General features: G+C 70.9%; 17 protein-coding genes. 15 read left to right on the forward strand and 2 right to left on the reverse strand.

All coding sequences use genetic code 11. The annotated features are described in order from the left end of the window. Positions 1–14 precede the first annotated feature (14 nt). Positions 15–1,187, forward strand: a complete 1,173-nt coding sequence (gene ftsY, locus FB465_RS23845) for a signal recognition particle-docking protein FtsY (protein ID WP_145793660.1) — start codon at positions 15–17, stop codon at positions 1,185–1,187. A 150-nt stretch (positions 1,188–1,337) separates the two neighbouring features. Here the strand turns inward: ftsY and FB465_RS23850 are convergent, their stop codons facing one another. Continuing rightward, the gene (locus FB465_RS23850) at positions 1,338–2,000 is read right to left on the reverse strand and encodes a bifunctional DNA primase/polymerase (protein ID WP_145793663.1); all 663 of its coding nucleotides are present in this window, start codon (positions 1,998–2,000) and stop codon (positions 1,338–1,340) included. Between the two features lie 564 nt (positions 2,001–2,564). Between FB465_RS23850 and nsdA the strand changes: the two genes are divergently transcribed. The 6 genes from nsdA (at position 2,565) to FB465_RS23880 (ending at position 10,933) form a co-directional block, all read left to right on the forward strand. Next, positions 2,565–4,019: a transcriptional repressor NsdA gene (nsdA, locus tag FB465_RS23855; protein ID WP_145793666.1), complete on the forward strand. Its 1,455-nt coding sequence runs from the start codon at positions 2,565–2,567 to the stop codon at positions 4,017–4,019. Positions 4,020–4,366: 347 nt separating this feature from the next. After that, entirely contained in the window at positions 4,367–5,692 is a 1,326-nt protein-coding gene (locus FB465_RS23860; RefSeq protein ID WP_145793669.1) for an ammonium transporter, read from the forward strand. After that, a complete protein-coding gene (locus tag FB465_RS23865) occupies positions 5,692–6,030 on the forward strand; it encodes a P-II family nitrogen regulator (protein WP_145793671.1) in 339 nt (112 codons plus the stop codon). Before FB465_RS23860 ends, FB465_RS23865 begins: the two co-directional genes overlap by 1 nt. Positions 6,031–6,141: 111 nt before the next feature. Beyond that, positions 6,142–8,562 carry a [protein-PII] uridylyltransferase gene (locus tag FB465_RS23870; RefSeq protein WP_145793673.1) on the forward strand — a complete coding sequence of 807 codons (2,421 nt, stop codon included), beginning with the start codon at positions 6,142–6,144 and terminating at the stop codon, positions 8,560–8,562. An 88-nt stretch (positions 8,563–8,650) separates the two neighbouring features. Next, positions 8,651–10,216, forward strand: coding sequence for a signal recognition particle protein (ffh, locus tag FB465_RS23875; protein ID WP_145793675.1), 1,566 nt, complete (start codon positions 8,651–8,653; stop codon positions 10,214–10,216). A 192-nt stretch (positions 10,217–10,408) separates the two neighbouring features. Next, positions 10,409–10,933 carry a GNAT family N-acetyltransferase gene (locus tag FB465_RS23880; RefSeq protein WP_211785847.1) on the forward strand — a complete coding sequence of 175 codons (525 nt, stop codon included), beginning with the start codon at positions 10,409–10,411 and terminating at the stop codon, positions 10,931–10,933. Between the two features lie 169 nt (positions 10,934–11,102). Here FB465_RS23880 and FB465_RS23885 read toward each other — a convergent pair whose 3' ends face one another. Beyond that, entirely contained in the window at positions 11,103–11,921 is an 819-nt protein-coding gene (locus FB465_RS23885; protein ID WP_145793679.1) for a class I SAM-dependent methyltransferase, read from the reverse strand. Between the two features lie 211 nt (positions 11,922–12,132). On the opposite strand from FB465_RS23885, the gene proS reads away from it, so the two are divergent. The 8 genes from proS (at position 12,133) to lepB (ending at position 18,632) form a co-directional block, all read left to right on the forward strand. Continuing rightward, on the forward strand, positions 12,133–13,545 hold the full coding sequence (gene proS, locus FB465_RS23890; protein ID WP_145793681.1) for a proline--tRNA ligase: 1,413 nt from the start codon (positions 12,133–12,135) through the stop codon (positions 13,543–13,545). 434 nt (positions 13,546–13,979) lie between these two features. Next, entirely contained in the window at positions 13,980–14,558 is a 579-nt protein-coding gene (locus FB465_RS23895; RefSeq protein WP_145793685.1) for a hypothetical protein, read from the forward strand. 393 nt (positions 14,559–14,951) lie between these two features. Continuing rightward, a complete protein-coding gene (gene rpsP / locus FB465_RS23900) occupies positions 14,952–15,383 on the forward strand; it encodes a 30S ribosomal protein S16 (protein ID WP_145793688.1) in 432 nt (143 codons plus the stop codon). A gap of 2 nt (positions 15,384–15,385) precedes the next feature. Continuing rightward, positions 15,386–15,625: an RNA-binding protein gene (locus FB465_RS23905; RefSeq protein WP_030275689.1), complete on the forward strand. Its 240-nt coding sequence runs from the start codon at positions 15,386–15,388 to the stop codon at positions 15,623–15,625. Positions 15,626–15,724: 99 nt separating this feature from the next. Continuing rightward, on the forward strand, positions 15,725–16,399 hold the full coding sequence (rimM, locus tag FB465_RS23910) for a ribosome maturation factor RimM (RefSeq protein WP_145793690.1): 675 nt from the start codon (positions 15,725–15,727) through the stop codon (positions 16,397–16,399). 5 nt (positions 16,400–16,404) lie between these two features. Then, on the forward strand, positions 16,405–17,223 hold the full coding sequence (trmD, locus tag FB465_RS23915) for a tRNA (guanosine(37)-N1)-methyltransferase TrmD (RefSeq protein WP_145797549.1): 819 nt from the start codon (positions 16,405–16,407) through the stop codon (positions 17,221–17,223). A 153-nt stretch (positions 17,224–17,376) separates the two neighbouring features. After that, the gene (gene rplS, locus FB465_RS23920; protein ID WP_145793693.1) at positions 17,377–17,727 is read left to right on the forward strand and encodes a 50S ribosomal protein L19; all 351 of its coding nucleotides are present in this window, start codon (positions 17,377–17,379) and stop codon (positions 17,725–17,727) included. Between the two features lie 77 nt (positions 17,728–17,804). Then, positions 17,805–18,632, forward strand: coding sequence for a signal peptidase I (gene lepB, locus FB465_RS23925; RefSeq protein WP_145793696.1), 828 nt, complete (start codon positions 17,805–17,807; stop codon positions 18,630–18,632). Positions 18,633–18,728: the final 96 nt, after the last annotated feature.

Consider the following 18,728-nt stretch of genomic DNA (forward strand, 5'->3'; position numbering starts at 1 on the left):
ATACTGGACGGGTTATGGAATACGTGATCCTTGCCGTAGTCATCGCCGTGGTCGCCATCGGCGCGATCGCGAGCCTCGTCGTCACCGGCAGACGACGTAAGACACTGCCCCCGAAGTCGCCCGGCGCCGTCATCGCGCCGCCGACCCCGCGCGAGCCCCAGGTCGGCGAGGAAGCCGCCGAGCCGACCGAGGAGCCCGTCCAGACCATCGAGGAGGTGGAGCTTCCCACCGTCGCGGAGGAGGCCCCGGCCCTCGAGGTACCCGAGCCCACCGCAGGCCGGCTGGTCCGCCTGCGCTCCCGGCTCTCCCGCTCGCAGAACTCGCTCGGCAAGGGGCTGCTCACGCTGCTCTCGCGCGAGCGGCTCGACGAGGACACCTGGGAGGAGATCGAGGAGATCCTGCTCACCGCCGACGTCGGCGTGGCGCCCACCCAGGAGCTGGTCGAGAACCTGCGCACCCGGGTGAAGGTGCTCGGCACCCGCACCCCGGAGGAGCTGCGCGGCCTGCTGCGCGAGGAACTGATCGCCCTGATCGGCGCGGACGCGGACCGTACGCTGCACGCCACCAAGCACGAGGAGGGCCCCGCGGTCGTCCTGGTGGTCGGCGTGAACGGCGTGGGCAAGACCACGACCACCGGCAAGCTGGCCCGGGTCCTGGTCGCCGACGGCCGCCGGGTGGTGCTCGGCGCGGCCGACACCTTCCGGGCCGCCGCCGCCGACCAGCTGCAGACCTGGGGCGAGCGGGTCGGTGCGCACACCGTCCGCGGGCCCGAGGCCGGCGACCCGGCCTCGGTCGCGTTCGACGCGGTCAAGGAGGGCATCGCCGAGGGCGTCGACACCGTACTGATCGACACCGCGGGCCGGCTGCACACCAAGACCGGTCTGATGGACGAGCTCGGCAAGGTCAAGCGGGTCGTCGAGAAGCACGGACCGGTCGACGAGGTGCTGCTCGTGCTGGACGCCACCACCGGCCAGAACGGCCTGGTTCAGGCGCGGGTCTTCGCCGAGGTGGTCGACATCACCGGCATCGTGCTGACCAAGCTGGACGGCACTGCCAAGGGCGGCATCGTGGTCGCCGTGCAGCGCGAGCTGGGGGTTCCGGTCAAGCTGATCGGGCTCGGCGAGGGCGCGGACGACCTGGCGCCGTTCGAGCCGGGCGCGTTCGTGGACGCGCTGATCGGCGACTGACCGGGGCAACCCAAAGGGCAACCCGACAGACACGGGCAACCCAAGAGGGGCGCGGGGAACTGCGCGACCAGGGCACGACGTAGGTGCACGGTTGCGCGCGCATTTCCCCGCGCCCCTTCTGTGGTTGCCCCTACTTGTTGGGCAGCCCGGTCAGGACGCCAGCTCCGCGCTGCGCTCGCGGCTGCGGTGGCAGGCGTACGCCAGGGTGCCCAGCAGCAGCCGGGCCTCCGGCGGGCAGCCCGCGCTCTCCCGGCAGGGGCGCCGCAACCAGCGGACCGGCCCCAGACCGCCGAGCACCGTGGGCGGAGCCGCCACATAGCTGCCCTCGCCGTGGCAGGCCAGGTCGAGCGCGGCGTCGTCCCAGCCCATCCGGTAGAGCAGCTCGGGCAGCCGCTGCGCCGTTCCGGCCGCCACGAAGAAGAGCAGCCGTCCGGTCGGCAGGGCCATCACCGGGCCGACCTGGGTGCCCATCCGCTCCAGCCGGACCAGTGCCTGCAGGCCGGGCTGCGCCGGGACGTCCAGCACGTCGAAGGCGCGGCCGGTCGGCAGCAGTACCGGAGCATCCGCGGCCCAGTGCTCACGCAGCTGGGGAGCAGAGGTGCCGACGCCGGACTCCGGTCCGACCTCGGTGTGCAGACCGGGGGCGGCGCAGTGCACCGCCGCGCAGTCGCACAGCCCGTCCGCAGGGGTGCGGCCGGAGCCGGCGGCCACCGACCAGCCCCAGCGGCCGGTGTACTCAGCGGCCGCCTGGAACGCGGTGCCGCGGGTACGGCGTCGCGCACCGAAGCGGAGATCGCCGAAGAGGTTGTCCATGCCTCCCCCAACAGGTTCGGATTGCCGGTGGTTACGGGACTGTGACAGTGCGTCGATTGTCCGACGAGGAGCACGGTGTGCGTTGGCGGCGCGCAGTGGGTGGCGCACTCCGATTCGGGTGGCGCGGGCCAGGAGTCGCCTTGCACCGGCGCCTCGGATGCCGGATCGTCGGTGCTGCACTGGGTGCCTCCGTCTCCTTCGGGGCCGGCAAGGCCCGTGCCTTCGAAGCGAATTGGGCGTTGGGCAGTGAGGTCCGGGCCGACGGCCCGGTGCCTCGTCCGAGCTGGGCCGACTACCAGTGAAGCGCGGGTGAAGGCCGATGAGTTCACTCGTAGGGGTGGCGAAAGGTGGCGTTTCCCCGGTGATGCTCCCCCGGATGGCGGAAAGGGCGTTACGTTCGGCACACGGAGCGCAGCACACCGTCCGCAATTGGACGGAAGCACAATGGGCATTCACCACAGGGCACGTTCGGTAGGAGCCCTGTGCCTTCGGGCATGACGAGCGGTATCGAGTCATTACAAGCGGGGCCTCGTGGGCGGGGCCGGGCGGGATGGGGACGTTCCCATGGCAGAGAAGCAACCCAATGAGAAGCTGACGTCCTGGTTCGGCCGCAGCGGCTGGTCCAAGGGCGAGCTGGCCCGCCAGGTGAACCGTCGGGCCCGCCAGATCGGCGCCCACCATGTCAGCACCGACACCTCGCGGGTGCGCCGCTGGCTGGACGGCGAACAGCCGCGCGAGCCGATCCCGAAGATCATGTCGGAGCTGTTCTCCGAGAGATTCGGTTCCGTGGTCTCGATCGAGGATCTGGGTCTGCGCACGATCGTCCCGGTGAGCACCGTCGGCGGCGGGGTGGACCTGCCCTGGAGCGCCCCGCAGACCGTCCAGCTGATCAGCGAGTACTCGCGCAGCGACCTGATGCTCAACCGCCGTGGCTTCCTGGGCACTTCACTCGCCCTGACGGCCGGTGCCGCGCTGATCGAGCCGATGCAGCGCTGGCTCAGCCCCGGCCCGAACGGCACGCCCACCCCGATCCTCACCGCCGCCAACGGCGGGGAGCCCTTCACCGGCCGGCTCTCCGAGCCCGAGCTCCAACTGCTGGAGCAGACCACGGTGATGTTCCGTCAGTGGGACGCGCAGAACGGCGGCGGCCTGCGCCGCAAGGCCGTCGTCGGCCAGCTGCACGAGGTCACCGACCTGCTCCAGGAGACCTACCCCGAGCACACCACCAAGCGGCTCTTCCGGCTCACCGCCGAACTCGCCCACCTGGCGGGCTGGATGTCGTACGACGTCGGCATGCACCCCAGCGCGCAGAAGTACTACGTGCTCGCGCTGCACGCCGCCAAGGAAGCGGGGGACCGGCCGTTCGGCGCGCTGATCCTCACCGACATGAGCCGCCAGATGATCCACCTCAACCGCGGCGAGGACGCCCTGGAGCTGATCCACCTCGCCCAGTACGGCGCCCGGGACACCGCCACCCCGCGCCAGCAGGCCCTGCTGTACGCGATGGAGGCGCGCGCGTACTCCACCATCGGCGAGGTCAACCGCTGCGCCCGGGCGGCCAGGCTGGCCGAGGACACCTTCAGCGACTGCCGTCCCGGCGACAACGACCCGGACTGGCTGAAGTTCTTCTCCGAGGCCGAGCTCAATGCCGAGAACGCGCACTCGTACCGCGATCTCGCGTACCACTCCAGCCGCAGCCCGCTGTACGCCTCGATGGCGGCGCCGGTGATGGAACGCGCGGTCGACCTGTTCCGGCAGGACTCGGACCATGTCCGCTCCTACGCCTTCAACCTGATCGGCATGGCCAGCGTCCACCTGCTGCAGAACGAGCCGGAGCAGGCCGCGGTGATGGCCGAGCAGGCCGTGGACATCGCCACCAAGGTGCGCTCGGAGCGGCTGAACACCCGGGTGCGGAAGACCTCGGCGGCGGCCTCGCGCAGCTTCAAGGACGTGGCCGAGGTCAGCCGGCTCGCCGAACGAGTGGTGCAGGACATTCCGGAGTTCGCCCCTACGGGGTGATTCCGCGCTGAATTTCGGCCATCGCCGACCCCTGCTCCGACCGTGGAGCCCCGCCAAGGCTTGCATCCTTCGGGCTCCCCCGGCCCCGCAACCCGGTGGGGCTCCACGGTCGGTGATCGTCCGCGCACTCCTCGTACTGTGCGGCCGTACGGTAACCCATCCCTGTCATGGCGCGGCCGGAGTTCACGTCGTCGTAACGACTCCGTCAACCCTGTCACGGCGGCGAAACATCGAGCCGCATCGGCCGAAATCAGCCTTCGGCACTCTCCTCTACATCGCCGACACCCCAGGTGGCACGGGACAGGGATCCTGCGGGTGGAGCGGCTTTCATTCACGAGGAGACGCCGATGCCGGACGGCTTCAGCGCGGGCGATACCGCCTTTGTGTTCATCTGTGCGGCCCTGGTCATGTTGATGACCCCGGGTCTGGCCTTCTTCTACGGAGGCATGGTCAGGGTCAAGAGCACTCTCAACATGCTGGTCATGAGCTTCATTTCGCTCGCGATCGTCAGCGTGCTCTGGGTCCTCTACGGCTACACCCTCGCTTTCGGCCCCGACGCCGGCGCCGGCCTGATCGGCAACCTGGACTTCCTGGGGATGCGCGGCATCGGGCTGAACGACATCACCGGCACCATCCCGGTGACCGCGTTCTCCGCCTTCCAGCTGATGTTCGCGATCATCACCCCGGCCCTGATCAGCGGTGCCATCGCGGACCGCGCCAAGTTCGCGGCCTGGGGCCTCTTCGTGGCGCTCTGGGTGACCATCGTCTACTTCCCGGTCGCGCACTGGGTGTTCTTCTTCGACGGCGGCAACGGCGGCTGGCTCGGTGACCGCAACGGCGTCATCGACTTCGCCGGCGGTACCGCGGTGCACATCAACGCCGGTGTGGCGGGCCTCGCCCTGGCCCTGGTGCTCGGCAAGCGGGTCGGCTTCAAGAAGGACCCGATGCGCCCGCACAGCCTCCCGCTGGTGATGCTCGGCTCCGGTCTGCTCTGGTTCGGCTGGTTCGGCTTCAACGCCGGCTCCGCGCTGGCCGCCAACGGTGTCGCGGGCATGGCCTTCATGAACACCCAGGTCGCCACGGCCGCAGCCGTCCTCGGCTGGCTCGCCTACGAGAAGATCCGGCACGGCGCGTTCACCACGCTGGGCGCGGCCTCGGGTGCGGTGGCCGGTCTGGTCGCCATCACCCCGGCCTGTGGCTCCGTCAGCCTGCTCGGCGCGATCGCCATCGGCATCATCGCCGGTGCCGCCTGCGCCGCGGCGATCAGCCTCAAGTACCGCTTCGGCTTCGACGACTCGCTCGACGTGGTCGGCGTGCACGCGGTCGGCGGTGCGATCGGCTCCCTGCTGATCGGCTTCTTCGCCACCGGCCACGTGGGCCAGACCGCCCAGGGCCTCTTCTACGGCGGCGGCTTCGACCAGCTCGGCAAGCAGGCGATGGGTGTCGGCGTGGTCGCCGTCTACTCCTTCGTGCTCTCCTGGCTGCTCGGCCAGGCGATCAACAAGACCATCGGCTTCCGGGTCTCCGAGGACGTCGAGGTGGCCGGCATCGACCAGGCCGAGCACGCCGAGTCGGCGTACGACTTCAGCGCGGTGGGCGCCAGCCTGGCCCGCGCAGCGTCCCCCTCCGCTCCTGTCACCGTGCCCGCCAAGAAGACTGAGGTCGACGCCTGATGAAGCTCATCACCGCGGTCATCAAGCCGCACCGCCTGGACGACGTGAAGACCGCTCTGCAGGCCTTCGGCGTCCACGGCCTGACCGTCACCGAGGCCAGCGGCTACGGCCGTCAGCGCGGCCACACCGAGGTCTACCGGGGCGCGGAGTACACCGTCGACCTGGTGCCGAAGGTCCGGATCGAAATACTGGTCGAGGACGACGACGCCGATGACCTCATCGACGTCCTGGTGAAGGCCGCCCGGACCGGCAAGATCGGCGACGGCAAGGTCTGGAGCGTCCCGGTCGAGACCGCCGTCCGGGTGAGGACCGGCGAGCGCGGGCCCGACGCGCTCTAGCATTCAGCACAACCGTCCAATGGCGGACCTGCGACCGGCTTCCGGTCGCAGGTCCGCCGGACGCGTATCCGGAGCACTCGTAGGACTCGTACGACGGACGGGGAATCAGAAGTGACAACCACCGCCAACCCCTCCGACTACTCCGCTGCCAGAGCCCGGCTGCTCGCCGAACCCGGCCGAGGCGGTGCCCAGCGCCGAGCGGCCCTGGCCAGGCTGGCGGACGGCTGGCTCACCGAGCTGTTCACCACGGCCGGCGCACCGCCCGGGACGGCCCTGGTCGCGGTCGGCGGCTTCGGACGCGGCGAGCTCTCACCGCGCAGTGACCTCGACGTGGTGCTGCTGCACGAGGGCCCGATCGACGGTGAGCTGCCCGAACGGATCTGGTACCCCGTCTGGGACGGCGGTGTCGCCCTGGACCACTCCGTACGCACCCTCTCCGAGGCCCGGGCGGTGGCCGCCGAGGACCTCAAGGCCCAGCTCGGCCTGCTCGACGCCCGCCACATCGCCGGGGACCCGGCGCTGACCGCCTCGCTCCGCTCCGCGGTACTCGCCGACTGGCGGGCCACCGCGACCAAGCGGCTGCCGGAGCTCCACCAGCTCTGCCTCGAACGCGCCGAGCGGCACGGCGAGTTGTCCTTCCTGCTGGAGCCGGACCTGAAGGAGGCCAGGGGCGGGCTGCGCGACGTGGTCGCGCTCAACGCGATCGCCGCGACCTGGCTCGCCGACGCCCCCCGGGACGGCCTGGACGCCGCCGCCGCGCGCCTCAGCGACGTCCGCGACGCGCTGCACCTCACCACCGGCCGGGCCACCGAACGGCTCGGCCTGCACGACCAGGACCAGGTCGCCGCCCACCTCGGAGTGCTGGACGCCGACACCCTGCTGCGCCAGGTGTACGAGGCCGCCCGCACCATCAGCTACGCCGGTGACGTGACCTGGCGGGCCGTCGAACGCGTCCTCGCCTCCCGGAGCAACCGCGGCCGGCGGGTCTCGCGCCTCGCTTTCCCGTTCAGCGGTGTCGGGCGCGGCGCGGGGGCGGTGGCGCGCGGTGCCGTGGAGCGCCGGCCGCTCGCCGAGGGCGTGGTCGAGCAGGACGGCGAGGCCGTCCTCGCCCAGGGCGCCCGCCCCGCGCAGGACCCGGTGCTGCCGCTGCGGGCCGCCGCCGCGGCGGCGCAGGCGGGCCTCACCGTCTCGTACGCCACCGTGCGTCGGCTGGCCGCCGAGACCAAGGCGCTGCCGGTGCCGTGGCCGGACGAGGCGCGCGAACAGCTGATCACCCTGCTGGGCGCGGGGGAGGCCTGCATCCCGGTCTGGGAGGCGCTGGAGGCCGAGGGCCTGATCACCCGCCTGCTGCCCGACTGGGAGCGGGTCCGCTGCCGCCCGCAGCGCAACGCCGTGCACACCTGGACGGTCGACCGGCACCTGGTCGAGACGGCGGTCAAGGCGGCGGCCATGACCCGCCGGGTGGCCCGGCCCGACCTGCTGCTGGTCGCCGCGCTGCTGCACGACCTCGGAAAGGGCTGGCCCGGGGACCACTCGGAGGCGGGCGAGGTGATCGTCCGGGACGTGGCCGTCCGGATGGGCTTCGACAAGACCGACACCGAGACCCTGGCCCTGCTGGTACGCCACCACCTGACCCTCGTCGACACCGCGACCCGCCGTGACCCGGACGACCCGGCGACCGTCGATCTGATCACCAAGGTGGTCGGCACCCTGCCCCACCTGGAGCTGCTGCACGCCCTCACCGAGGCCGACGCCACCGCGACCGGCCCCGCGGCCTGGAGCAGCTGGCGGGCCTCGCTGGTGGACGGGCTGGCCGCCCGGGTGGCCGCGCAGCTCGCGGGCGGAAGCTCCTTCCCGGCGGACGCCGACCCGACCGCGGAGGAGGAGCGGCTGGCGGTGGAGGCCGCCCGTACCGGGGGCCCGGCGCTCTCCCTGCTGGCCCAGTCGCACCAGGACGCGTTCAGCACCGAGCCGATGGGCGTCGAACTCACCCTGGCCGTCCCGGACCAGCCGGGTCTGCTCGGCACCGTGGCCGGGGTGCTCGCCCTGCACCGGCTGACGGTCCGGATGGCGAGCCTGCGGGAACTCGACCCGGTCGGGGCCGGGCCCGTACTGCTGCTCTCCTGGACGGTCGCCGCCGAGTACGGCGAGCTGCCCGAGGCGGCCAGACTCCGGGCCGACCTGCGCCGCGCCCTGGACGGTTCGCTGGACGTGGCGCGCAAGCTCGCGGAGCGGGATGCCGCCGCGCCGCGCCGCCGGGGCATCGCCACACCGCCGCCGGTGGTCACGGTGGCCCAGGGCGCGTCCTCCAGCGCCACCATCCTGGAAGTGCGTGCCCACGACGCCCCCGGTCTGCTCCACCGGATCGGCCGCGCACTGGACGCGGCGGGTGTCCGGGTCCGTACCGCGCACGTCAGCACGCTCGGCGCGGACGCGGTCGACGCCTTCTACGTCACCGACGCGGCCGGGCGGCCGCTCGGTGCCGAGCACGCCCGGGACGTGGCGACGGCGGTGCAGACGGCACTTGGGTGAGCCCGGGTGGAGACCGTACCTGGGGCGGCCGGATACCCTGGGGGCGACGACCGTACTCATACCGATGCCGCAAGGGACCCGCGACGACGTGTTCGACACTCTTTCCGATCGCCTCGCAGCGACGTTCAAGAACCTCCGGGGCAAGGGCCGCCTCAGTGAGGCGGACATCGACGCCACCACTCGCGAGATCCGGATCGCCCTGCTCGAAGCGGATGTCGCGCTGCCGGTGGTGCGGGCCTTCATCAAGCAGGTCAAGGACCGGGCGCTGACCGCCGAGGTCTCCGGCGCGCTGAACCCGGCGCAGCAGATCATCAAGATCGTCAACGAGGAGCTCATCAACATCCTCGGTGGCGAGACCCGCCGGGTGCGGTTTGCCAAGACCGGCCCGACGGTGATCATGCTCGCGGGTCTCCAGGGTGCCGGTAAGACCACCCTCGCGGGCAAGCTCGGCCACTGGCTGAAGGCGCAGAAGCACACCCCGCTGCTGGTCGCGTGCGACCTCCAGCGCCCCAACGCCGTCAACCAGCTCGAGGTGGTCGCCGAGCGGGCGGGCGTCGCGATCTACGCCCCCGAGCGGGGCAACGGCTCCGGCGACCCGGTCAAGGTCGCGCGCGACTCGATCGAGTACGCCAAGCAGAAGCAGTACGACATCGTCATCGTCGACACCGCCGGCCGCCTCGGCATCGACGCCGAGATGATGCAGCAGGCCGCCGACATCCGGGCCGAGATCAACCCGGACGAGGTCCTCTTCGTCGTCGACGCCATGGTCGGCCAGGACGCGGTCACCACCGCGCAGGCCTTCCTCGACGGTGTCGACTTCACCGGCGTGGTGCTGTCCAAGCTGGACGGCGACGCCCGCGGTGGTGCGGCGCTGTCGGTCGCGCACGTCACCGGCCGCCAGATCATGTTCGCCTCGAACGGCGAGAAGGTCGACGACTTCGACGCCTTCCACCCCGACCGGATGGCCTCGCGCATCCTCGGCATGGGCGACATGCTCAGCCTGATCGAGAAGGCCGAGCAGACCTTCTCGCAGGCCGAGGCCGAGAAGATGGCCGCCAAGCTCCAGGGCGGCGGCAAGGACTTCACGCTCGACGACTTCCTGGCGCAGCTGGAGCAGGTCCGCAAGATGGGCTCGATCTCCAAGCTGCTGGGGATGCTGCCCGGCATGGGCCAGATCCGCGAGCAGATCAACAGCATCGACGACAGGGACGTCGACCGTGTCGGCGCCATCATCAAGTCGATGACCCCGGCCGAGCGGACCGACCCGAAGATCATCAACGGCTCGCGCCGCCTGCGTATCGCCAAGGGTTCCGGCGTGGGCGTCGGCGAGGTCAACAACCTGGTCGAGCGGTTCTTCGAGGCCCGCAAGATGATGTCCGCGATGGCCTCCGGCAAGGGCATTCCCGGCATGCCGGGGATCCCGGGCATGGGCGGTGGCGGCAAGAAGTCCGCCAAGAAGGCCCCGGCCGCCAAGGGCAAGCGGAAGAGCGGCAACCCGCTGAAGCGGGCTCAGGAGGAGCAGGCGGCGGCGGCCCGCAAGGCGCTCGGCCCGGCCGCGGCGCAGCCGCCGGCCCAGGGCGGCGCCTTCGGCATCGGCGCGGGCAAGGGCCCGGCCGACTTCGAGCTCCCCAAGGAGTTCAAGGACCTGCTCTGAGGTTGCCCGGCGGGCAACCGATCGGGACCGGTTGACCACGGGGGCGCGGGGAACTGCGCGAAGCGGTAGGGCACAGGTCGTTGCCTTCCGATCTCGCGCAGTTCTCCCCCAGCCTTCGGCCGGGAGGTGCCCCCACGCGCCCCTTTCCGTAGCTGATCGACTGCGTCCCCGGAGATGGCCGATGATGGACGGATGCGAGTGACGATCAGGGCACCGAGGCCCTCAGACGCGGTCCCGTACGCCGAGGCGGTGCGGCGGTCCGCCGAGCACATCGGCCGGTGGAACCCCGTCGAGCCGGACGGTCTGCAGGACCTGCTGGACCGTCAGGGGCCGGGGCTGCGCACCTTCCTGATCGTTGACGCGGCGACCGGCGGCCTGGTCGGCAAGTGCAATGTGGCCAACATCGTGATGGGCCGGTTCTGCAACGGTGCGCTCGGCTACGACTCGTACCTGCCCTTCGCCGGGACCGGGCGGATGACGGAGGGCATGCGGCTGGTGGTGGAGCGCTGCTTCGCGCCGCAGGAGAAGGGCGGTCTGGGCCTGCACCGGCTTGAGATCAACGTGCAGCCGGACAACGAGCGCTCGATCGCCCTGGCCAGGCGCCTCGGCTTCCGGCACGAGGGGTTCACCCCGCGGATGCTCTTCCTGGACGGGGCCTGGCGGGACCACGAGCGCTTCGCCCTCACCGCCGAGGAGTGGCCGCCAACCGGGAGGTAGAGGCTCCGCCTGTAGGTGGGCAGATGCTCTTAGCCGTGCGGCATGACCGGCGCCGCCGTGACGCCGAGCGGCGGGGATCCCTCGACGGGGGCACGACCCGGCGTGACGGGCGGGCAGGGGGCGCAGTCATCCGATCTGCGCCCCCCGCCATGTCCGTCGCTCGGCGGGATCAGCGCGGCTGCTCGGCCACCACGTAGCGGAACAGGTTGACCATCCGCACCGAGGCGTCCGGCCGGACGTACGGGTGCAGTGCCTCCTCCAACTCCTTGGCCACCAGAGCGGGCCCGGAGTCCTCGATCGCCGCCTCGTACAGCCCGGTGGAGAGCATCCCGCGCACCGCGCTCTCCAGATCGGCGTAGGCGAACGGGCAGTTCACCCGTCCGCTGCCCGCCGGTCGCAGGCCGGCGCCGGTCAGCAGCGCCTCCAGCGCACCCGGCGCGCTCAGTGCGAAGGGGTCGTACCTGGGCGTCCGGGCCGCGCGGCGGCGCGCCACATCCAGTACGGAGGCACTGTCGCAGCGCTCCGGCGGGCCCCAGGTGGCCAGCACCACGTGCCCGCCCTGCAGGGTCATCCGGGCCGCGTCCGCGACCAGCCGGGCCGGATCGGCGGTGCACTGCAGCTGCTCGAAAACCGTGACCAGCGAATGGGCCGTGCGAGGGACGGCGGCGGCCGACCGCTCCCGGTGGCCGTCACCTCCGACGCGCAGCCGCCGCCCCTGCGCCAGCTCCCGGAGCTCGGTCTCCGGCTCGAGTCCGGCCACCTCCGCGCCGCGCTCCGCGGCGAGCAGCAGGGCCAGCCCCGACCGGCAGCCGAGGCCGAGCAGACTCGTCGCCGGGCCGACCTCCAGGCGCTCGTACACGGCCTCGTAGAGCGGTACGAGCATCCGTTCCTGGATCTCCGCCCAGTCGCGCGCCCGGCCGCGCGCACCCGCGCCGCCGTGGGCGCGTGGTCGCTGCGCGGTCGTGCCGGTCACCTGCGCTGAAGCCATCGCGGCCTCCCATCCGGTTCTCTGGATCGCTGCCTGTGCCTCCCCCCGAAGTCCCGCCCCGCTTCCAGCGAACAGCGGCTGAGCCCCGGCGTCCAGAGGGGTGCACGGTGGTATCCGCGCGCGGCGGGCGTGCGCCCCCGTGCCCGCGCCTCGTGCCCGCGCCGCGAAACGGATTCACAGTCCGGGCTCGACTCCCCGTACCATCTGCCCCATGGCTAAGGCACCCGTGCTCACTCCCCAGGCGGACGACTTCCCGCGCTGGTACCAGGACCTCATCAACAAGGCCGAGCTGGCCGACAACGGTCCGGTGCGCGGCACCATGGTCATCCGACCGTACGGCTACGGCCTGTGGGAGCGGATGCAGCAGGAGATGGACGCCCGGATCAAGCGGACCGGCGCCCAGAACGCGTACTTCCCGATGTTCATCCCGCAGTCGTACCTGACCAAGGAAGCCGAGCACGTGGAGGGCTTCGCCCCCGAGCTCGCGGTGGTCACGCACGGCGGCGGCAAGGAGCTCGAGGAGCCGGTCGTGGTCCGGCCGACCTCCGAGACGATCATCAACGAGTACTTCTCCAAGTGGGTGCAGAGCCACCGCGACCTGCCCCTGCTGATCAACCAGTGGGCCAACGTGGTCCGCTGGGAGCTGCGCCCGCGCGTCTTCCTGCGCACCACCGAGTTCCTCTGGCAGGAGGGCCACACCGCCCACGCCACGTACGAGGACGCTCGTGACTACGCCTCGATGATCCACACGGACGTCTACGGCGACTTCATGACCAACATCCTGGGCATCGACGTGGTGCTCGGCCGCAAGACCGCCAAGGAGCGCTTCGCCGGCGCCATCAACACCCTCACGCTCGAGGCGATGATGGGCGACGGCAAGGCGCTGCAGATGGGCACCAGCCACGAGCTGGGCCAGAACTTCGCCAAGGCGTTCAACACCACCTACCAGCTGCAGGGCGCCGAGCGCGAGTACGTCTGGCAGACCTCCTGGGGTGTCTCGACCCGTATGGTCGGCGGCCTGATCATGTCGCACGGTGACGACAACGGTCTGCGGGTCCCGCCGCGGCTGGCCGCCGTGCAGGCCGTGGTTCTCGCCATCAAGGGTGATGACGCGGTGATCGCCAAGGTCCGCGAGATCGGCGCGCAGCTGGAGGCCGCCGGTGTCAGGGTCGTGGTGGACGACCGCACCGACACCCCGTTCGGCCGCCGCGCGGTCGACTGGGAGCTCAAGGGCGTACCGCTGCGCATCGAGGTCGGTCCGCGCGACCTGGAGAACGGCACCGCGATGCTGGCCCGCCGGATCCCCGGTGGCAAGGAGCCGGTGGCGATCGACGGACTGGCCGCGCTGCTGCCCGGGATCCTGGAGGAGGACCAGGCACTGCTGCTCCGCCAGTCCCGCGAGCGCCGCGAGGCCCGCACGGTCGACGTCAAGAACATCGACGAGGCAGTCGAGGCCGCCGCGACCGGATGGGGCCGGATCTCCTGGGCCGACCTCGGCGCGGAGGGCGAGGCCAAGCTGGCCGAGCAGGGCGTGTCGGTCCGCTGCATCGTCGCGGCGGACGGTTCGGTGCCGCTGACGGATGATCAGGAAGGCAATATCGCAATCGTCGCCCGGGCGTACTGAGATCGGACCCGAGATCCGACCCGGGATCCGCCCCGAGATCGGACCTGCCGAGATCGGACGTACTGAGATCGGCCGCCCGAGTCGCTCTACTGAGCGTTTTTAGGCCGATTGTTCTACTGGTTGCCGACTGTCTGGTGAGACTACTGACCAGTCAACTGCCGGTCCTGCTGAACTAGCGGTACGGTATACGGCCCGTGGCCCTGTCAATTTCTGACGCGGTCGCGGGCCGTTCGCCTTGGGGCGGCACCGAGTCCCGGGGACATAGCCGAGAGCCCCGGCGAGATCCGCTGGGTCCAGAGTTGCAGGGGGTTGGTCTTGCGTCAGATCCGAACAGCGCAATTCGCGCACGGTAGTGCATTCCTGAGAGTTCGCTGGGAATTCCCGGCAAACGGGAACTCGCGGAACATCGGCTCTCACTCCATCGTTGGCATAGCGTGAGCACGACACAGCCCCTCGTCCTCGCGGCCGAACTGGCCGCCGCCTGGAGCGACATCCAGGCCCATCACCAGGATCTCCCCGACCTTGCCTCGCCCGAGGCACTGATCGGTGAGTCCTCCTCGGCCTGTGGCACGCGGCTCGGTTTCGAGCGGCTGCTGCACGAGGCCGCCCACGGCCTGGCCGCCGCGCGAGACATCCGGGACACCTCGCGGGCCGGGCGCTACCACAACAGGCGCTTCCTGCTGCTCGCCTCCGAGATCGGGCTGGCCCACCCGGTCGAGCCGCATGCAAGTAGCGGCTTCTCCCAGGTGACCATGCTCACGGAGACGCAGGAGCGGTACGCCATCACCATCGAGAGGCTGGACCGCGCACTCGGTGCGCACCAGCTGGCCGTCGCCGGCGAGGGCGCGCACCGTGCCTTCCGCGGGCCGGCCGCCCGGCACGGTTCCTCCGGGGGCGGTGTCCGGGTCAAGGCAGTGTGCGGCTGCGGTCGCAACGTCCGGGTGGTGCCTTCGGTGCTCGCTCAGGCGTCGATCGTCTGCGGCGCCTGCCAGCAGCCGTTCAGGATTGCCTGACCTGCTGGATTGCCTGACCTGGCGGGTCCACCACACCCGGTGGTCCGCCTGACCTGCTGGATCGCCTGATCGTCTGATCGGCCGGATTGCCTGGTTCGTCGCCAGGCGGTTGTCCGGCTCAGCTGTAGCTCGGCTCAACCGAGGGCGGGGGCCCTCGGTCGGGCCGACCGGCACCATGCCGCCCGGTGCATCCCCGGCGCATCCCCGGTGCGCTCCCGGCGGCCTCGGTCCGGGCGTCCTGCCGAGGTGTGGCAGAATGGACAGCTGAGTACTCGGCAGCCGAGCAGGACCCCTCTCTCCTACGGCTGGCGTGTCCCTTGAACGGCCGACCCCGCAACCCCACGCGGTGGCAGCGGCCGCTCACCCACGTCAACACCAGGAGAATCCACTCCCGTGGCAGTCAAGATCAAGCTCAAGCGTCTCGGCAAGATTCGCTCCCCGCACTACCGCATCGTCGTTGCCGACTCGCGCACCAAGCGTGACGGTCGCGCCATCGAGGAGATCGGCATCTACCAGCCGACCTACAACCCCTCGAAGATCGAGGTCGACACCGACCGCGCCCAGTACTGGCTGTCCGTCGGCGCCCAGCCGACCGAGCCGGTCCTCGCCATCCTCAAGCTGACCGGTGACTGGCAGAAGTTCAAGGGCCTGCCGGCTCCGGAGCCGCTGAAGGTCGCCGAGCCGAAGGTCACCGACTTCAGCCACCTCTTCGCCAAGGCCGTCGCCGGCTTCGAGGACAGCACCACCGGTGTTGCCATCACCCCGAAGGCCAAGAAGTCGGACAAGGCCGAGGCTGACGCCGAGGCCGCTTCCACCGAGGCCTGATCATGATCGAGGAAGCCCTCGACCACCTGGTGAAGGGCATCGTCGAGCACCCCGACGAGGTGCAGGTGCGCTCGCGCAACCTGCGACGGGGTAACACCATCGAGGTGCGGGTGCACCCCGATGACCTCGGCAAGGTGATCGGCCGGGGCGGCCGGACCGCGCGCGCTCTGCGCACCGTGGTCGGCGCGCTCGGCGGTCGCAACGTCCGGGTCGACCTGGTCGATGTGGACAGCATTCGCTGACGCACAGTCGTCAGGCTTGGGGCCGGTCGGGACGTTTGTCGTCCCGACCGGCCTTTTTCTCGTTCCGGTACAGCACCAGACTTCAGGAGAGCGATCACCGTGCAGCTCGTCGTCGGCAAAATCGGCCGCGCCCACGGCATCAAGGGGGACGTCAGCGTCGAGGTCCGCACCGACGAGCCGGAGCTCCGGCTCGGCCCGGGGGCGGTGCTGTTCACCGACCCGGCCTCGGCCGGACCGTTGACCGTCGAGTCGGGCAAGGTGCACAGCGGCCGACTGCTGCTGCGCTTCGCCGGGGTCAAGGACCGTAACGGGGCCGAGGCCCTGCGCGGGACGATCCTGATCGCCGAGGTCGACCCGGAGGAGCGGCCGGACGATCCGGACGAGTACTACGACCACCAGCTGATCGGCCTGGACGTGGTGCTGCTCGACGGCACTCCGGTCGGCGAGCTGGCCGAGGTCGTCCACCTGCCGTACCAGGACCTGCTGAACGTCAGGCGGGCCGACGGTACTGAGGTGCTGGTGCCCTTCGTCGAGCGGATCGTGCCGACCATCGACCTGGAGAACCAGCGCGCCGTCATCGACCCGCCGCCCGGGCTGATCGACCCCGAGCAGGCTGTGGTGGTGCGCAGCGACGACGACGAGTCCTCGGCCGACGAGTCCTCGGACGACGAGTCTTCGGACGGTGCGACTTCGGACGGTGCGACTTCGGGTGGCGAGGCTTCCGGCGGTGCGGCTACGGGCGAGCGGGCTTCGGACGGCGAGGCCGACGCGTGAGTGAGATGCGGATCGACGTCGTCACGATCTTCCCCGAGTACCTGGAGCCGCTGAACGTCTCCCTGGTGGGCAAGGCCCGGGCTCGCGGCCAGCTCGACGTCCACCTGCACGACCTGCGCAGCTGGACGACCGATGTGCACCGTACGGTCGACGACACCCCGTACGGTGGCGGCCCCGGCATGGTGATGAAGCCGGAGCCGTGGGGGGCCGCGCTGGACGCCGTGCTCGCCCAGGGGCCGGAGGGCTCGGTGCCGACGCTGGTCGTCCCCACCCCGAGCGGCCGCCCTTTCACCCAGGAACTCGCGCAGGAACTGGCCGAGCAGCCCTGGCTGGCCTTCGCCCCCGCGCGGTACGAGGGCATCGACCGGCGGGTGATCGAGGAGGCGGCAACCCGGATGCCCGTGGTCGAGGCTTCCATCGGCGACTACGTCCTGGCCGGCGGTGAGGTCGCCGTGCTGGTGATGGTCGAGGCGATCGCGCGACTGCTCCCGGGCGTGCTCGGCAACGCCGAGTCCCACCGAGACGACTCCTTCGCCCCCGGGGCCATGGCCGATCTGCTGGAGGGCCCCGTCTACACCAAGCCGGCCGAGTGGCGTGGGCGGGAGGTGCCGGAGGTGCTGCTCAGCGGCCATCACGGCAAGATCGCCCGCTGGCGGCGCGAGCAGGCCTTCGCCCGCACTCTGGCGAACCGCCCCGATCTGGTCGAACGCTGGCAGATCGGAGCCTTCGACAAGAAGGACCGAGAGGCCCTCAGCATCCTCGGCCTGATGTGGGACGAGGAGCTCGGCCGATTTCGGCGTCCGGCCGATGCTGTGGAAGAATAGGCGACTGTTGTCTGCCGCTGGGCTCCTCCCGTAGAAGTCAGTGGACCGGTGCCCCCGCCACGGGGGGATCACCGCCAACCGAAGCGGCCCGCAGCACACCCCATTGTGACGAACTTCCGTGGGCGGCCCGTGGCGCCTGCGATGGAGAGCATCATGAGCAACAAGCTCGCTGCTGTCGACGCGGCTTCGCTGCGCACCGACGTTCCGGCCTTCCGCGCCGGTGACACCCTGAAGGTTCACGTCCGGGTCATCGAGGGCAACCGCTCCCGTGTCCAGGTCTTCCAGGGCGTCGTCATCCGTCGCCACGGCGCCGGCATCGGTGAGACCTTCACCGTCCGCAAGGTCAGCTTCAACGTCGGCGTGGAGCGCACCTTCCCGGTGCACACCCCGGTCGTCGAGAAGATCGAGGTCGTCACCCGCGGTGCGGTCCGCCGCGCCAAGCTGTACTACCTGCGTGACCTTCGTGGCAAGGCCGCGAAGATCAAGGAGAAGCGCGACCGCTGATCCACTGACCCCCGGCGCTGTCGGGGGTTCAGTACGCTCGGACCGGGCTGGGCGCCTTCGGGATAAGCTCAGCCCCAATGAGCACGCACGAGCCACTCGCGGACCGCGACGAGAGTCCTGCACCTTCGGGTGCGGACTCGCCGTCGCGGTCCGCGGTCGTGTCTGCGGCCTCTGCCGCTCCCGAAGCCTCTGCCGCGCCTGCTGTGCCTGCCGCGCCTGCCGTGCCTGCGCAGGAACGTTCGGGCTGGTTCTCACGGGACCTCCTTCTGGTCGCGGGCGTGTGCCTCCTGGCGCTGCTGCTGGTGAACGCCTTCGTCGCCAGACCTTTCGCCGTACCGTCCGCCTCGATGGAGAACACCCTGCGCCCGGGGGACCGGCTGGTGGTGAACCAGCTCGCGTACGACTTCGGCGGACACGCCGAGCGCGGGGACGTGGTGGTCTTCGACGGGACGGGCTCCTTCCTCCCGTATGCCTCCGAGTCCTCCGGCGCGCAGCGTTTCGTGGCCGGCCTCGGACTGGCCTCGAGCGGTGACACGGTCTATGTGAAGCGCGTGATCGGGATCGGCGGCGACCGGGTGACCTGCTGCGGCTCGGACGGGCGGATCAAGGTCAACGGCGTGCCGCTGGAGGAGTCGGACTACCTCTCCCCGGGTGACGCTCCCTCCCAGGTGCCCTTCGATGTCGTGGTGCCGGCCGGGAAGCTGTGGGTGATGGGGGACCACCGGAGCGACTCCCGGGACTCGCGGGATCACCTCGGGCAGCCGGGCGGCGGCTTCGTGCCCGAGTCCAAGGTGATCGGTCGTGCGGACTGGGTGGTCTTCCCGTTCGGACGGTGGACGTCGTTGGACCGCCCCGCAGGCTTCGCCGCGCTAGGGGGGACTGGTGGTCATGGGGACCAGAGGTAGGGGTCGGTCGGCCGAGCCCATCGGCGCGGATCCCGCCCTGTCGACACCTACCGTCGCCAGGGGACGCGCCGAGCGGCGGAGGACGGCACGACGTGC

Origin of the sequence: Kitasatospora atroaurantiaca (assembly GCF_007828955.1) — a bacterium.
GTDB classification, from domain to species: domain Bacteria; phylum Actinomycetota; class Actinomycetes; order Streptomycetales; family Streptomycetaceae; genus Kitasatospora; species Kitasatospora atroaurantiaca.

Excerpts from the sequence above, each read along its gene's own strand:
- ftsY (WP_145793660.1), top strand. The coding sequence starts at position 15 with ATGGAATACGTGATCCTTGCCGTAGTCATCGCCGTGGTCGCCATCGGC.
- FB465_RS23850 (WP_145793663.1), bottom strand. The coding sequence starts at position 2,000 with ATGGACAACCTCTTCGGCGATCTCCGCTTCGGTGCGCGACGCCGTACC.
- nsdA (WP_145793666.1), top strand. The coding sequence starts at position 2,565 with ATGGCAGAGAAGCAACCCAATGAGAAGCTGACGTCCTGGTTCGGCCGC.
- FB465_RS23860 (WP_145793669.1), top strand. The coding sequence starts at position 4,367 with ATGCCGGACGGCTTCAGCGCGGGCGATACCGCCTTTGTGTTCATCTGT.
- FB465_RS23865 (WP_145793671.1), top strand. The coding sequence starts at position 5,692 with ATGAAGCTCATCACCGCGGTCATCAAGCCGCACCGCCTGGACGACGTG.
- FB465_RS23880 (WP_211785847.1), top strand. The coding sequence starts at position 10,409 with ATGCGAGTGACGATCAGGGCACCGAGGCCCTCAGACGCGGTCCCGTAC.
- FB465_RS23885 (WP_145793679.1), bottom strand. The coding sequence starts at position 11,921 with ATGGCTTCAGCGCAGGTGACCGGCACGACCGCGCAGCGACCACGCGCC.
- proS (WP_145793681.1), top strand. The coding sequence starts at position 12,133 with ATGGCTAAGGCACCCGTGCTCACTCCCCAGGCGGACGACTTCCCGCGC.
- FB465_RS23905 (WP_030275689.1), top strand. The coding sequence starts at position 15,386 with ATGATCGAGGAAGCCCTCGACCACCTGGTGAAGGGCATCGTCGAGCAC.
- trmD (WP_145797549.1), top strand. The coding sequence starts at position 16,405 with ATGCGGATCGACGTCGTCACGATCTTCCCCGAGTACCTGGAGCCGCTG.
- rplS (WP_145793693.1), top strand. The coding sequence starts at position 17,377 with ATGAGCAACAAGCTCGCTGCTGTCGACGCGGCTTCGCTGCGCACCGAC.
- lepB (WP_145793696.1), top strand. The coding sequence starts at position 17,805 with ATGAGCACGCACGAGCCACTCGCGGACCGCGACGAGAGTCCTGCACCT.